The organism is Amycolatopsis pigmentata (assembly GCF_042684065.1).
GTDB classification, from domain to species: Bacteria; Actinomycetota; Actinomycetes; order Mycobacteriales; family Pseudonocardiaceae; genus Amycolatopsis_E; species Amycolatopsis_E pigmentata.
In genome coordinates, this window is sequence record NZ_JBHUKR010000020.1 from 318,849 (window position 1) to 336,091 (window position 17,243).

General features: G+C 69.1%; 1 protein-coding gene (only partly in view). It reads right to left on the reverse strand.

Annotated features, from left to right (window positions below; translation table 11 throughout):
* On the reverse strand, positions 1 to 17,243 hold the 3' portion of the coding sequence (locus ACFSXZ_RS31010) for a WXG100-like domain-containing protein (protein WP_378268991.1). 15,820 nt of this gene lie beyond the right edge of the window; only the last 17,243 of its 33,063 coding nucleotides appear in the window; its start codon lies beyond the right edge, outside the window; the stop codon is at positions 1 to 3.

The following is a 17,243-nucleotide window of genomic DNA, read 5'->3' on the forward strand; positions in this document are numbered from 1 at the left end:
TCACGGCCCGGGGATGCCACCCAGTTCGGCGAGCGCGGCCTGTGCCTCCGGCGGCAGGTCCTCGGGCCTGACCGGCAGCGGATGGCCCGACGGCGGGAACAACCACCACTGGGGCGGGTCCTGGGCGTCCGTCCCGATCACCATCGCGATGATGTCGCGATAGACGTTCCACGACATGTCGGCGGCGAACTCGGCGGTGACGCTCGCGCCCAAGAGGATCAGCGCGCCCGCCCACTGCCGCAGCCTGCCCGTGGTGCCCGTCACGGGGACCTCCCAGTAGGCGGACAACCGGTCCCGCAGTTCGTCGACGGTGCGGTAGCGCTTGCGTTCCGCCTCCTCGTAGGGATCGGCGGAGGTCTCGCCCTGGTCCGCGCCCCAGCCGGCCTCGCGCGTGCCCGACAGCAACCTGATCGGTATCCAGTGATGCTCGGCGTCGAACACGCTCGCGTACACTTTCCCCAGTCCCGCGCCCGCCGCCTCGACCTCGCCCACGGGCGTCACCACGATCGTCCCGGCTTCGACGTCCACAATGGACAACTGGGAAGGGCCCGCCCACATCAGGTTCAGCATTCGCACCCCGGCCTGGGAGCGGGCGAGCACGATCGCGTCCGAACCCGGACCCCGCAACAACTTCGCCACCTTCGCCAGGCCGGCGCCGTCGGCACCGGCCAGTTCCGGCGCCGGCACGGTGATCTCCGGCCCGGATTCCGCGCCGTCACGGCGCATCACCGTGCTCGCCTTGGGTGCGAGCGTCGGCACACCGTGGAACGTCCAATGCAAGGCCAAGGTCCCGGACAGCCCCGGATACGCCCCGTCGGAGGCGAGGCGCTGGGAAGCCGCCACGAGATCGAGATAGCGGGCCGGATCGACGCCCCGCGTACCGGAGGCCACTATCGTCTTCAGCTCTTTTTCCCCCTCCAGCGGCTCGTCGGACGGGGCCCGGCCGGAGAGGGATTCCACGTCACCGGATTCGTCGTCACCGGATTCGGAATCGGACCCTTCGTCGTCCGAGCCTTGCCAGTATCGCCTCAGTTCCGCCATGGTGGCCGCGCCGCCCCGCATCGTCGCCACGTACTGCCCTGGCGCGGAACTGCTTTCGGGATCATCACTCGAGGCGTCATCGGCCTCTTCCAATGCCGCGCGCTCCTTCTCGGCCAGCGCCGCGTGCTGTTCCGTGGCCAGGCCCAGCACGATGGACCGAGCCAGGACGCCACCGTCGCGGCCCTCGGTGAGTGCGCGCGCCACCACGGCGCCCGCCATCCAGTACAGGGGCGAGTCCTCCAGGAAATCGTCCAGCACGCCCTCTCCGATCCACAGATCCCAGCGCGTGCGCTTCAGTTCCTGGTAGGCCAGCCGCACCAGCCCGGTCGCCAGGAACTGCTGGAAAGGCCGCACGTCGCGCGGAACGGGCGGCTCTTCCTCCAGGTTCCCGGCCGTCCAGACCCGGTCGCCCCCCTGCCCGGTCTGGCCGGTGACCCCGATGGTGAAGGTCCCGTCCAGCCGGTCCCCCAGCGCGAAGATCGTGGCGTTGTCCGCGACGACGTCCGGCCTCGCCTCGACCGGCCGCGAACGCTCGTCCGACAGGTCCCGTACGTAGACCTCATCGTCGAGGTTGACCAGGTGCAGGGCGCGGTACCGCAGGGTCAGCGCACGGTCGCCCTGTCCCCACGTCCGTTCGACGACCACCATGGACGAGTTCTCCACCTCGCGCGCCAGGCCGATGAGCAGGTCCATCGCCCGCCTGCCTCCACCGACCAGCATGGGTTCCCGCTCCAGAAGCGCGAGAACGGGATCACGCTGGTATTCCACGCCGGTGTTCGTGGCCCTCATGCGGGCGACGACGGAAGCGTGACTGCGCAACACCGGCACGACGTGATCGATATCGTGAATGGACCGGCCATCGACCAGATCGGCCGCGATGTCGTCCAGCACGCGCTGGGCCCCTTCGGGCGAACCGTTCCGGAGAGCGTCGGCGACGATCGTGATCACCGCCGTGCCCAGCTTCCTTCGCGCGAGTGCCGGCGCGGCGGGATGCGCCCAGAAGACCTCGAACGCGGCCGGGAAGTGTGACGACACAGCCCGCGGATCGCCGGAGATCGCGGACTCGGAGCCCAGTCGGTAGGCCCGGTCGGACACCGTCTGGCCGGTCCATGGTTTGGGCATCCGGGCGGGATCGTCCCGCAACCCGGTGGCCCTGGCCCATTCCAGCAGTGGGCGGGCGTCCCCGTCCCAGCCCGCCTGCGCACCGGGGAACCGGCCATCCTCCGCGACGTGGGCTTCCAGTTCGGCCGTGGTGAGCGGTGCGATCTCCCGGTAGGTCCGGGCGCCACCCGGGTTGGGCAGGTCGGCGACGGCGCGTTCGGTGGCCGACATTCCCTCGTCGAGGGTGAGGGTTCCGGACCCGATCCCGACCGCGAGCCCCCCGAGACGCAGCAGGAGCAGTCTCAGTCTCGTGTTCCAGTGCAGGTTGGCCAGGTAGGCGAACCTCATCACGTTGTACATGCTCACCGGGCCGCCGGTCGGCAAGGCCTCGACGGTGTCGTCGGGCCACCAGGTCAGAGCATCCCGGCCCTCGGAGTTCGTGACCACCACCACCGGCGGTGCCTGCCCGGGGCCTGCCGTGCCGCTTACCGTCGACAGGGCTCTCCAGGCCGCGATCGACCGCCTTGACCGACTTCCATCGGCGACGCCCGCGGGAGGCTCCGGCGTCTCGGGGAACGGACCGGTGAGAGCCACCGTTTCCACCATCGCGGTGAGCAGCCTGAACCGTTCGTGGACATCACCTTCCCGCATGATGGCTTCGGCCTCGCCGACGGTTCCCGGAGACGCCGCCGCTTCACGGTGCTCCGGGTACTCACGCCACAGGAACCGGAGAAACTTCTCGACCTCTTGTTTCACGGCATTCGCGTACCGTGAGGCGGTCAGGATGTAGTCCGGCAGGTTCCGTTCGAAGGCCGCCACGGACCGCTCGAAAGGCGTCCGGGGCACGCGAGCCAGAACCCGGTTCTGGGGCTGTGCCTCCTCCGTGAAGGCCTCGTCGTGCTCGCCCAGTCCGGCCGTCCACGACCCGGTGTCGATGGGCCTGCCTGCCAGGTCCTCCACCTGTGCGAAGACTTCGCCGACGCCGTCGAATTCGTCCACCGCCAGTGGCCGCCTCGCCATGAGGTCGTAAAGCACGAGGTTGGCCCCGTCCGCGGAATGGACCTTCAGCCACCACACGCCAGCTCGTCCGCCCTGATCGTCGGGGACCGCGACCACCAGCGCGTGCATTTGGGTGCCCTGGGCCAGAAGCGGGACGGCGAGCGTGATCAGCCCCTCGACAGCCCGTCCGAAATGCGTCAACTCGGCCGACAGGACGAGCTCTCGTCTCGGTGTTCGGTCCGCCCAGCGCACGTCGACCACCGCCGCGGCGCCGGGAATTTCCCGCAGTACTTCCCCGATTCCGATCGGCGCATGCCGTGCCGGCGCGGTTCCGGACGGGGCGCCGGGGCGAGACCGCGTCGGCTCACCGACGATCGAGGTCCCGTCGGGCCCGACCACGACGGCACGCACGGCGACCAGATCGTCCGGCAGTTCCCTGGCCGACCAGATCTGGTCGGTGATCCGCATGAGCAACCGCTTGCCCCGGTAGTTGAGCACGTTCAGCGTCTGGTGCGCCTGCAACATCCCGGGGGTGATCTTCAGGCCTGACGGCGTTTTCCCGACCACGAAGCGGCGCGGGTCCGGGCGCTGGGTCGTGGTCACCACACCCGCCATGCCGTGCCGTGGCACCAACGCGAGCACCGCGTCCGTGCGGCCGTCACCGAGGTCGGCGGGAGTGTGGGCGACGAGCCATGCGCCCGCGTCATCGGTGTAGGTGGCACCGATCGCTCGCTGGAAGTGGCCGTGGAAGGCCACTCCCGAGGCCATCCCCTGGACACCACCGAAAGGCCAGGCGAAATTCGGCCCCGGCGACCGGTGACCGAACGCCGCGGATCCGTCCGGAGCGATGACGGCGGCGTAGAAATCGGCCCGTGCCTGCTGCCCGGACCACGTTGTCCGGCGGCCTTCGACATGCACGGCGTGGGGCTCGCGGCCGTCCTGCAGGAACGTCCACACCCGGAGCGTGGTCACCGCTTCGGGGTGCCGCGAGCCGTTGGGCACCGCGTAGAGAAGACCGATGGCTCCCGCGGGGAACTGGTAGGTCGCCAGACCGTCGAGCGCTCTCTCGAGGGTCACGTCCCAGCCGACGAGCGCGGGTTCGACGGACAGGATCAGTTCGCTGGTCTGTCCCTGGTAGGTCACCTTGAACCGCTTGTGGAAGAACTCGGCGAGGGCGAGAGACTCCGCCAGGAACGCGATCTCGCCCGTGGGGACCTCGGCGGGGTCGAGGCTCTGCCGGGGCACGTGGAACGGCCGGACGAAGCGCGGGCCCGGCTCCGGAGGCGGAGCGAGCAGGAAGGTTTCGGCCACGGTCGCGGGTGAGCCGCCATACCACCACTGATCCAGGGTCCACCGGGACGGGAACGGGTCCGGTTCGCTCTCCCCTGGCGGTTCCCGGAACCCGGCGTAGCGAACGAGAGCCAGGTCCCGCATAACGGACCGCGCGAGGGTGACGCCGTCGTTGCCGTCGCGCAGATCGTCCACCACCATGGCGACAACGCCGTGTTCCAGGCTCAGGCGCGTGCGGGACCAGGGCGGCCAGACAGGCCGCAGGGAGCGGAAATCGGGCACGGTGAGCCCGCTGATCCGGAGCTCTTCGTCAACCTGGCCGACGATCTCACGCGCCCGTTCGTTTTCCTCGGCGAAGTCAGGATTGTCGGTGCGCGCCCGGGAGAACACGACCCGGTCGGTCCACACCGCGGCTCGCTCCGGCTCCTCGGAGGTGACGGGGGCCGCAGCGGGAAGTTCGTGCAGATCCATGGTGATCTCCGCCAGGAGGTCATCCACGTCCTCACCGCCGCGCCGGGCAACGGCGATCAACCGCAGCGTCGCCGTGCCCAGCCTGCCCCGCATGAGCTCCGCGCCGCCGGGATGCGCCAGTAAGGTCCGGTACGCGTCTTCGACCTCCTGCCGTCCGTAGTCGGCCAGGCTCCGCCCAGTCGCCTCCGCTTGGCGCAGCAGGGTTTCGGGGGTCCACGGCTTGCGTGGGAGCGACGTGAGCCCGGCCTCGAGGGCGTGGATTTCCATGCGGCGGCGCAGCGTATTCCACTTCTCCCTGTGGCTGAAGGGTTCCCGCAGCATTTCGTGCTGCCCCTCCAACGGGCCGGCCTCCACCGGACCGTGGAGCCCTTCCAGCAGCAGTTCGACCCGTTTCATGACCGCGTGGACGTCGTTCACCCGCACCCGCCCGTCCTCCGCGTCGAACTGCGGACGCAGTGCGGCGGCGAAGTGTTCGTCGGGGAAGAGCCGGTTTTCGGCGACCTCGGCCCTCAGCACCTCTTCCCGGATGCGCGGCACGCGGCGATACCGGCCGAAGCCGTGGTCACCGAACAAGCCGGGATAGAACAACGCGGCGGTCGTGATGATGTCGTGGAAACTGGCTTCGCCGCTGTCCAGCAGTTCGCCGAGCAGACCGAGCACCACCAGTTCCGGGTCGATCCCGGCGTGGTGGTGCTCGTTGGCGAACTTGGTCGCCACCAGCGCGTCGTAGGTGGTCTCGGACAGCCCGCCCCGGGTCAGGGCGCCGGTGGCCTCGGCCTGTGCGTACCACTCGACCGAGCCGGAGGCGAACTCGGCGGGAATCGGCGGCCGTTCGCCTTCCACCCCGGTGGCGTGGTCACCGATGTAGCCGATGAGTTTTCTGATTTCGCGGCGCACCACATCACGGCCCGCGTACCTGGTGCTCAGCCACCGCGCGAGCCGGGACTCGAAAGCCTCCGCGGCACGCGCGTACTCGATCCTTCCTTCCACGAATTCGCGGGCGAGCGGGCCGAAGTCCTGCAGCCTCCGGACGGCGGGCGAAGACTCGGAAGGCACGGTCGCGAGGGAATGGACGGCCACGTACAGCGGACCCGCGTGCCGGAACCTGCTCAGCGGGGCGGCCCTGCCCTCGCTGTCGCGGACGACCAGCGAGGAATCCGGCTCGCGGTCGATGCGCCACAGCCGCCCCCGGCCGCCCCTCGCCGAATCCTCGGCCAGCAGCACGTGGTCACGGGTGGGATCGTCCAGGAGATCGACGACCACCTTGACCAGCCCGGCCACTCCCGTGTCGACGAGCATGAAGGAGGTGGGCAGCGGGGGCTTCCCCTCGAGCGACCAGTAGTCGTCGAGCACTTTCTCGGCATTCTCGAAGTTCCCCAGAACCTCGGCGATCCCGATTTCCCTCCGGTACCGCCGGGGTAGTCCCCACCGGGTTCTCCCATCGTCGGACTCCAGGCTTTCCGCGGCGGAGTCCCGTCCGTGGGCGCCGGATCCGGGATGGCCGGCGAGAGTGGCTCCACCCGCGGAGGTCAGGACGGCGTGGACCTCACCGGGATCCTCGAACGCCATCGGGTTCACCAGCCTGAACGAGGCGCCGGTGACCTGGATGATCCACTTCTCGCCCCGCTCGGTGAAGATGCTCCAGCTCCGCCGCCCTTCGCCAGGGCGTTGGGTGAACACCACCCCCGCGGCGCGACTTTCCCTGGCGGGGATGCGCGCCCTGACCGCGGTCAGGTTCTCGTCGTTCCCGAACTCTTCGGGCCTGTGGGAGGTGATCAGCCGGCGAGGGTCGTCCTGGTAGGGCGCCAGGAGTGCGCTGGAGAAGGCGAGTGCGTCGGCGGCCCCTGCGGCGTCGGCGAAACCCGGCTCGGTGGACTCGGTTTCGGACAGCGACCCGGCGTCGGACTCGTCTTCCGAAGCGGTGTCCTCCGAAGTGTCGTCTCCCGGCCCGCGACCTGGCCGCCGTGCCTGTTCTCCCAGCTCCCTCAGGAGATCTTCGCTTTCGCGGGGGAGCATGGAGAGGTGCACCTGCGGGTCCGTCGCCATGGGCTTGTCGTTCCCGGCGGAACCGGAGGCGGCCTGCGCGGCCCGGTGTTCGGCGCCCAGGCCTTTCACGACGGCGTCGAGAACCTGGAACTGGTCGACGCGATCCCGCTTCGCGCGTGCCAGCAATCCGATCATGTTGTCCCGGCTCGCGCTCAGGTGGGGCAGTCCGGCCAGTACCGTGTCGACCAGCATTTCCGACATTTCAAGGTGGTCTTCGATGCCTGCCGAGGGCGAACCCGAGATCGCCGCTTCCAGCAAAGGGGTGGTCCATGTCTTCAGGTAGAACCCTCGGGGATCCGCCGGATCGTCTATTGTGGACTCCGCGAGCGCTGTCGTCGCCTGCGCCACCGCATCGCGTGCGCCATCGTCGTCGCCGGTGGCCGGGGTTTCGGCGGCCACCGGGGTTTGGCCGGTGCCGGAAGCTTCCGGGGCGTGCGGGGTTTGGACTACAACGTCGCCGGTGGCCGACGCGACGGACCGTCGCGTGCCCGCGATGACCCGGCCGTCGAGTCGGATCCCGGCCAGGGAAACCGTTGCCTGGCCCTGGTTTCCCCACCACTTGGTCACCCATTCCCGGGTCAGTTCCCGTGCCTGGTCCACCGGTTGCCCGGGCTCCACGAGACGTGCCTTGCCGGAGGAGTTGACCACGTGGTGGACGACACCGCCCACCACGAGCGCCGCGGAGGCGCCGTCGCCGCCCCGGATGACACGGTCCGCGGCCGCGAGCACCCCGTCCACTCTCGTGCCGATCTTTTCCGGCTCCAGTGCGGCGAGCCGCGCCCGCGGATCACCACGGTAGACCCGCGGTTGCGAAGAACGCTGGAAGGCTTCGTGGTAGGTGCGGTGGGACTCCAAGGTTCCCCGGCTGCCTTGGAGGTCGGCGAGCCAAGGCCGCCCGGCGAGAGCCCGCGTCGGTCGGGTTTGGACGTCGATGGCGGCGACCCACGCGCGGGCTCGGGGATCGTTCTCGATCTCGATGACCGCACGGTTTCGCAGGGTCCGCGCGAACGTGGCCCGTAAGCGTCCGTCGCCGTGGTCGGAGAAAACCACCGCGAGCGCCCCCGTGCCGCCGTTGACGAGCAGTTCGCTCAGGTGAGCGTGCCAATCCGCCCGGAGTGCTTCGGGCTGGAGCAGGGTGATGTCCGGGACCCTGTCGCGCCCACCTTCCGTGCTGAGATAACGAACGCTGCCGAGCGCCGTGGCGAGTCCGTCGGCTCCGGCGAAGGGTTCCGCGAAGACAGGCCCCGCCACCCGCTTCGCGCCGACGACCGGGTCGCCGTTCAGATCGAGCGTGAGCCCGTGGAGTTCGAACCCGGCGAATCCGGAGAGGTCCGGTCCGCTCCCGTCCGGGAGGATCGGCAACGCGGTCGGCACGACACCGGTGGCGGTGATCGTGACGGTCTGGATGTCCACCGTTCCCTCGGGATTCGTGGTCGCGGTCCAGACCCGCTGCCCGGCGGAGGGGTCCTCGGGCAGGCCGATGAGGAAACCGGACGCGCCCGCGTGGCCGGCCATGCGCGTTTCGAACGCCGCCACGCCGTTCGCGCCGGTACCCACGACCGCGGGCGTGAACGACGCGATTCGTTCGGCGGGGTCTTGACGGTATTTCTTACCGAGGCGATCGTGCGACGCGCTGAAGTGGGCGACGGCGGCGCCGATCTCGTCGCGTGCGTCGTACTCTCCGCCGAACACCGACGGGTCGAACGGCGGACGGCTGGGCTCCAGAGCCTTTACGCTCTCACCCGCCAGGCTCGACACCATCTTCACGGCCATGTAGTTGGTCCTCGTACGCGCGGCCGCGGCCGTCTCGTTCCCCATCGGCGAAGAGGTGTAGGCCAGCAACCGGACCAGGGCATGATGGACATCCGGGGCGAGTTCGAAGTGGTCGCCCCGGTCCCGAACCGACTCGGTGGCGCTCTCGACGACACGGGACGCCCGGCGCAGCGTGGTCTCGTCCTGGTCCCGCGGTAGGAGACGGGTGAGGTCCCGGACCGCGTCCGCCGCCGACATGCCGGGCGGGGGCCAACTCTGCTGGACGCGCCGGATCACCTGCGTGGCGGCGGTCTGACCGGACGGTCCGGATTCGGCCGGTCCCGGCTCGGACGGTCCCGGCTCGGCCGGTCCGGTTTCGGCCGGTCCCCCCCGGCCCCTCACGGTGCGGTCGGAGTCGACATTTCGGGGGCGCGCGGTCTCTTCGGAGCGGCTGCCTTCGAACTCGGTCTCCGCGGACTTCGCCGGTCCGGGCACGGACGGCTGATGCCCGTCGGTTCCGGCCTGCCCGGACTCGTCGCTTCCCGGCTCGTCGGCCGGAGCGGACTCCATGGTCTGAGGACCGGCGGGGAGCACGAGGATATGGTAGGCGCCATCCCGCGGCAGCCTGTCGGTGTCCGGATGGTCGCTGTCCATAATGTCCAGTCGAGCACCGGTGACACCGTCGGTGAGGACCGAACGCCCGGTGGGGTCCCCCTCACGATCCCGCTCCGCGTCGAGTAGCCAGAAGTATCCCCGGGTATCCGCCTCGAAGAGGCCTTCCCGGGAGCCCGTCGCATCGGCTTCCGCGGAGTGCAGCACCACCACCCGGTTCCGCGGCCCCGATTGCTGGAGGGCAATCTCCAGGGTGGGAAGCCTGCTCCCGGATCCGGTACCGGCCAGCCACACCACCTCGTCGGAGTCGACCGCGACGAAATGGTAAGTGCCGTCCCGTGGCAGGTTCACGCTTTCCGGGCCGGAACTGTCCACAGTGTCCACCGCTGCTCCGGTGGTGGCGTCGGCGACGAGCCATCGGCCGGTCCTGCCGCCGTCCTTGTCCCGTTCCGCGTCCAGGAGCCAAATGCTCCCCGGCGGGCCCGCCTCGTCCGCCGGATAGTGCATCAAGATCACCTGGGTGTCGGGCGCGCCCTTTTCGAACTCAACCAGGGCCCTGGCCAGCGCGCGCGGACGGCTTCCGGGCCCGGTGGCGGCCAGCGATCCCACGGGGGTGGGAGCGAGCGCGAGATAATGGTAGGTGCCATCGCGGGGCAGTTTCCCGCTGTCCGGGTCGACAGCGTCCACAATGTCCACCACCTGCCCGGTGGCACCGTCGGTGATGGTCAACCGGCGCTTGCCCTCGCCTGCCGCCTCGACGTTCACCATCCACATCCGTCCCGCCTGGTCACCGGGCGGGTAGTTGACCAACAGCAGCCGGGTGTCCGGACCGGTGCGATCGAGACGGCCCACCGCACTGGTCAGCGCACTACGCCGGTCACCGCGCAGCAACCCCACATCCGTCACGCGGCGATGCCGCTCGAGTCCGGCGACGGCGGTGGTACCGGCGACGTCGTTGAGCGTCCGGAGCACGAAGTCGAGGCCGACGCTCGTGCCCCTGCTCGCACGGAGCCGCTCGACATTCGCCATCATGTTCAAGCCCCGGACCTCCTGCGGCACCGCTGATGTTTCGTCTTCCTTGACCTGGCTCTCCATGACGGTTCGCAACCGTTCTTTGTCCTCGGGCGACAGGTGGCGTTCGATGGTCACATGCCCACTCCGGAGATCCTTCGGCACTTCCTGGGGCAGCGCCGCGATTTGCAGCAACCGGGTGACGCCATCCGGCGCGGTCGGGTGCGGGTAGGCTCGGTTGACGAACTCCCCCTCGCGCGAGTACGGGATGCCGTAGTATTCGTCCAACTCCTCGAGCACGCTGGGGGCCTCGTCCAACCCGGATCCGGTCAACCGGTGAAGTCCTCCGTCGCCGTTTCTGAGCAGGGCCCAGGCGCCCACCGGTTTGCCCTCGCGGTAACCGATCACGGTCATGACGGTCTCGGAGCCACCGGCGTCCAACCGGTGCACGATGTCCGCCATGCCATCGAGGACAACCGGCGTGTGCACGGGCAGGTGCTCCGGTGTTTGTTCCCGCAGGCTTGCCGCCTCCGCCCCCAGGCTGGCCAGCCGTTCCCTCCGCGTCCTCGCATACGCTTCCGCCTGCAGGCGCAACGCCTCGTCCAGGCCGGGCACGTCGGGGATCGCCCGCACGAGTTCCTCGCGCCCGCCCGGTACCAGGGCACCCTGGCCCATCCGGTCGATGGTCTCGACGGTGTGATTCGGGTGCAGGTACCGCCGGTGGGGGGTCTCCGGAATCGCATACACGCCGGCGATATCCGCCAGCATGTCGGCGTCGAGCACCAGCTCACCGGTGCGCTCATCGGTCCACAGCTCGCCGTCCTCCGCCAGGCGGATCTCCACCAGCGGCTTTCCGTCCGGGCCGGAAACGACCTCGAAACGAACCGCCAGCCCGTGACCTCTGTCCGAGTAGACGACCCCAGCCGCCCTCGCGCCCACGCCGGCCGGTTTCAACCGCTTCGCGACCGACACCAGACCCGAAGCACCGCGAGTGAACCACTCGGGCGTGAACTCCCCCACCCCGTGGTCCAGCAACGCGGCCCAACCGTCCACATCGGACACCCGGGCGAGCACGTCCCGCCCGACCGGGTCGCCTGGAGACCTTCCCCCGGCGATGAGCGCCATATCGTGCATACCGAGCGACCGGCGGCCCAGAACCACCCCGTCACGATCGCGGACCACCATGTCGATCTCTTCGCTGTCCGGGAATTCCGCGAGTTCACGCCTCGTCCCTCTGGAATCGGACAACTGCGGCCCATCGGCGGTGGCGCGCACCTGGAACTTCCGCCCGTCGGCCCGAATCAGCGCCGTGGTGCCCACACCACCCTTATCCAGCGCTTCGACCACCGAATCGGGCAGACCACCGGCCGAGCGGGGCCGTCCGGGATAGAGTTCGGCTTCAGCCCCGTCCAGCGTCCTCTTGGCCTCTTCCCGGATCACTTCCGGCCAGTCGATACCGGGGAGCCACGACGCCGCCGTGCGGCCGGGCTCCTTGGCCGGAGGGGCGAAGTGGGTCGCGTACACCTCCACGGTGGACGTTTCACCGGTGACCCCGGCCGTCGCGCCCAAGGTGAGCCGGACTGGGCCATACCAGGCCGGCTCACCCCGTCCGGGCTGAGTGCCGAGTTCGTTGACGGCCAGTTCGACCTCGACCTGAAGCGCGCCCCCGGTCTCCCGGAAGGTGAAGAACAGCCCGGCCGAGCCGGGGCCGGTGGACTCGACCCTTCGCAAGATCTCGGCGCGTCTCGTTCCGCCGGCGGCCGTCTGGGGCACCCGGGTCGTCACGGCATTCTGATCACCGCCGTGAAGCGCGGCCAACCGGCTGAAGATCTCCGACAGACCCGCATGGTGCGGCAGACCCATCCAGCGCGGGAGATCGGGGAGCTTGATCAGCGCGTAATTCGGCATAAGCGTCGCCAAAGCCCGCATCCGTTCGAGATGCACCGCCGGCACGGACAAGTACTGTGCACCGACCTTCGCCGTCACATAGACGCGGCCAAGCCCCGCGACCGTGTGTTCGTCCGCGACGAACACACCGTCCCGCGCACTGAACAGGGAGATTTCCGTCCCGCCCGTTTCCCTCGAGGAACGGACCATCCGCCAGGCCCTGGCCCGGCCGGTTCCGGTTCCGGGCCGGGCCGGATACCCGATCACATAGAGTTCCCCGGCCCCCAGGGGAATTTCGGCGAAGATCCTGCTGACGCGCGTCAACGCGGGCAGCCCGAAACCGGCGATGTCCGGTACGAAGAACCTGTTCGGTGGTCGATCGGACGGCGGATCGGGCGGGAGCAACTCGGCTAGGCCGTCGACGTCGGCCAGCGAGGCGAATTGGTCTTGCGCGACGAGGGTTCCGGGCCCTTGCAGCATCAATGCCCCGGTCGCCTCGGTAACCGGATAGCCGGAGCCGATTTCTCGTCCCGTTCCGGTGAAGGCGGAAAGGTAGATCTCGTCGGCGGAATCGAGGAAATTCATGCGGGCGCGGTCCACGAATTCACCTCCGTCACTGCCGTCCTCGATCACGTACCAAACCTGGTTGCCCCGCCGCGTGATGACGAACGTCGTACCTTCGTCACCGTCATAGGCGACGCCCACCAAGGACGCGATCGGCTCGTTCGGAGCGAGTCGCGCCTTGAGCGCGTCCAGGCGCGTCGCGAACGGCGGATTTTCGGTCAGACGCTCGGGGTGGAAAGGCAAAGTCACGGTACGTCCGAGCCCACCCAAGGGAGTGTGGAAGCGGTCCCGGCGAGTCAGCCCGAGTCGCAGGTGGGCAGCGTCCTGGACCAGCACGTCCACCACGTCCCGGCCGACCAGCGGCTCTCCCCAGTGCCGCAGGGCGATGAACAGCGCCAGGTCCCTGTCGGCGGGACGGCCGGCAAGCTTTTTCAGTCGATCGCGGAGGCCGACCGGGTTCTCGGGACCCGGGAGGAATCGCGCCGGGTCGTTCCTGCTCGGCAGCAGGGAAATCTTGTCGTCCGGGCCGATTTCGGGCGGCCAGCCTGTCGACTTCCTCCCGGTGAGCATGTTCTCCACGAACACCGTCGTCGCGCCCCGGGAGACGATCCACGCCCTGGACGAACTGCCGTCGGCCGGAGTGACGACCATGACGACACCGGTGAGGTAGGGAGTGACGGCAAGGTGCCACAGGACGTGTTGCGCCGCCCGGGCCGGTCCCACTTCCAGGGGATGGAATTCATCGATCGCCTGGGAGCCGGCGTCCAAGGACCAGTGGCGCTGGATGGCCCGTTCGAGACCGATGACATCCAAGCGGGCGATCAGGGTGCGTGCGTTGACCCCGATGGACAGTCCGGCGGCCCCGTCGCTCCGCTGTTCGTCGATCAGCGCGTCCAGATGGTGGTAACCGAAGCCGGGCGGCCGGCCGGTGCCGTCGTCCGGAATCGCGTAGAGCTCTCCGGCGTTCCGGAACTCGTCGACGAGCCGCCGGAGCGACACTCCGTCGGCCTTCCTGCCGAAAACAAGGTCGGTGACGGAAAACTCGCCGCCCTCGCGCGTGATGAGCAGGGACACGCCGTCCCACGGTCTCTTCCGCGAATACCCGATCACCAGCACGGACGCGTCCGGCGCGGGGGCACCCCGCCGGGCCGCCTCGGCATCCACCCGGCCGAACCACCCGATGATGCGATCCGCGCCGTCTCGGCCGGAACCGGCGTACCGCAAACGGGCGGGGGTATTCGGTTCGATTTCGTCCTCCACGGGGCGTCCGTGGAACTCCGCCTGGTCTTCAAGGCCCTTGGCCAGTCCGCGGACATTACCGAGTACCTCGGTGAGGGACACCGGTTTGCCCGCGTACCGGCCGCGCGCTTGGGCGACCAGCACGGCCGCCGCGGTGTTCTTCGCCGGGTAGTCCTCGGAGACGTACCGGCCCTCCGAATCGAACACGGCCGCTTCCAGCGCCTTGAAGGTGTACCCCTCCACGGGCGCGCCGTCCGGGTCGCGGATGTCGGGTTTGCCGTGCTTGTCGAGGGTGATGACGAACGCGTTCGCCTCGAACCGGTCGTCCGGATGTTCGGCCACGAGCGCGGCCGGGCTCTTCCCGGGCCCGCTCGCGAGCTTCAGCCGTTCGACGATGGCGTCGACCCCCTTGGAGCCGTGACCGAACCGCTCTCGTTGGTAGGAAGAAGGCGTTTGCCGCCCCGCCGTCTCCCACGCGGAGAAACCCGTCAATTGGCGCAGCTTGCCGTCCGCCTTGTCGATGCCCGCCACCGGCCGCTCGAGAGTGGGCACCACCGCGTAGACGCGGTCCGTTTCGCCGATGCCGGCCTGCCAGTCCGCCAGCGGCTCCGAGGTCACCTCGTCGCGGACGACCGCCTTACCCTTCTCCCGGTACCCGCTCCGGATGACGCCCGGTCCGCCGTTCGCCGGATAGATCAGGAACAGGGTGCGGGGGTGCCTGCCGCTCCCGATTCGCTCGATCGTCGCGGCCATCTCCTGGGAGCCGGACCCGAGCGAAACGAGCGAGAGCACGGCACCCGGACGGTAGGAGGAGTCGTGGTCCTTGGCGTGATCGAGTGCACTGCCAAGCCCGACTGCGTCCAGCAGGCTGTTCGTCAGGATCGCCGGACTCGTCCACGCGTGGGCTCTCGCGTCGATCAGTTGCGCGGCGCGATCGGCGTGCGGATGCGAGAGGCGGGCGTGGCGCCCCTTGACGACCGGGATCACGAAGATCTGGTGACCGGGTTTGAAGGTGGGGCTCACCTCGACGGGTTCGCCGGTCGCGTAGTCGTACACCGAGAATCCGTTGTCGTACTCGAAGAGCAGTACCCGGCCCTTTTTCGGGTGCCGCACGCCGTATTCGATCAGCACCAGCGAAGCACGCCCGGTGACGCCGTCGAACCACCGTTCGACCTCGTCCAGGGCCCGCTCACCGTCTCCGACCGCTTGGAGGCCGGGGAAGTCCGAGCCCGGTCCGATCACATACCAGGGATCGGCGTCGTGGAAGGCGTTCTGCGCGGCGAGCGCCTCGCGCAGGCCCGGGGCGTCGGTGATCTCGTCCACAATGGACGTCGGCTCGGCGATCGCGCCACTGGCCTGCCGCTGGATCAGCGCCTCCGCGTCGTGTGCCCAGGGATAGGCGTGGCCGATATAGGAACCGGTGGAATCGGTCGGAATCGCGTGCAGTTCACCGGTGGGCCAGTCGGCGCTGGTGGGCACCGCGACACCCTCGGCATTCTCGCGGACGACGATCAAGCCGCCGTCACCCTTGGTCGCCCAGAGCACGGACGGGGTCGCGTTTCCGTCGTCGGTGTACTCGATCGTCCGCGCGAAGGACGGGGACCCGCCACGCACGAACCGTTTTCCGAGGGCCAGCTTCGCCTCTTGGCCACGGCCGAGGTTTTCCCATCGCGCCGTTTCGGCATCCACCGTTTCGGCATCCACCGTTTCGGCATCCACCGTCGAACCGGTACCGCTCGCCTTGATCAACTCCAGGTGACGCCGGAGCGCGCTTTCCAGACCCGGTATCTCTCCACCCCGTGGCGGCGGGGCCGGTATCACGTCTTCCTCGTTCTCCGACTCCTCCTCGTCCGACTCTTCCTCCTCCGACTCCTCCTCCGACTCCTCCTCCGACTCTTCCTCCTCCGACTCTTCGGTGCCGGATGAGGGCGCCGCCGTCTCCTGCCGCGAGGTCGCGGGGAACAAGCCTTCGAGCATTTCCGTCGCGGTATTCCACGCGCTTCCTTCGACGCGCTCCTGCCAATCCTCCTCGCTTTCACCGACCCTGCGGGCGCTCGACAACTGATGGGCGACGATACGGTGCAGGGAGGACCGCATGGCGTCGTCGACGGGAAGTCCCCCGCTGTCACGGCGTGTTTCGACATCGGCGATGGCGCGAGACAGCAGTTCCCGCGCTTGCTCCGACGCCTCTCCTGTCGGTACGAACCCGGGCCCGATCTGTTCCTCCAGGACCCTCTCGATGACCCGGTGCATCGAGGATCCGGACTGACGGGAACTCTCCCCCGCCGGCCGCGCTTCCCCGAGCAGGCGTGCGAGATCGACCGGCTGCTCCGGTATCCCCACCATGTGCACCCTCGGGTGGGTGAGATGGCGAGGCGGCCGCTGAGCCGGACCAGGGCCCGCCTGGTTTCCGGGGTCTTCATCGGAATCCTCGCCGGAGTCCTCACTGGAATCCTCACTGGACTCGTCATCGGATTCTTCGCCGGACTCGTCCTCGGCGCGCTCCGCAGGCTGCGCGGCGGGCGCCTCTTCGGTGTCTTCCTCGGAATCGCTGCCGTCGGAATCCTCGCTGGACACCTCACCGGGATCACCGGTGGCATCCTCATCGGAATCCTCGCTGGAGACCTCACCGGCGGCCCCTTCACCAGACGACTCGTCGGAATCGTCGTCGGAGTACCAGGGCGTCCGGGCCGCCGCGGAGGGTTCGGCGACCTGTGCCTCAGCAGGGGCCCCCAGCCCCAGGTTACGGACGACCGCGGCGATCCGGGCGTCGGCATTCGCCCGTCTCACCTCAGCGGTCCCGGCACCGGCCAGCACGTCGGCCGCCAGGGAGATCAGCGCGACGTTCAACCCCGGCGTTCGTGACAGTTCGGCCTCGGTGGTGTGGTGCAGGACAACGGAATGCGCCTCCTGGTGAACCCGCTGGAGCTCATCGGGGCGGAGCATCAGCAGCCTGTCGTCGGCCTCGTAACCGGCATCGATCACCTCGTCGACCGTCCTCAATGGACGCTCTGTGCGTTCCTGGACGGAGGGACGTGCTGCTGCCACCAACAGGCTGTGCGCGATCCCGTGCACGGTGTCGACGGCGGAACCAGGATCGCCGCTCGCCGTCGCGACATGTGCCGCCACCCGGACGATGTTGTCTTCGGTGTAGGGCCACCCGGCCACATCGTCGCGGTACTCCTCCAGCTCCGACTTGGCCTGGCGGCGCGCGTGATCGTCGAGTTCGT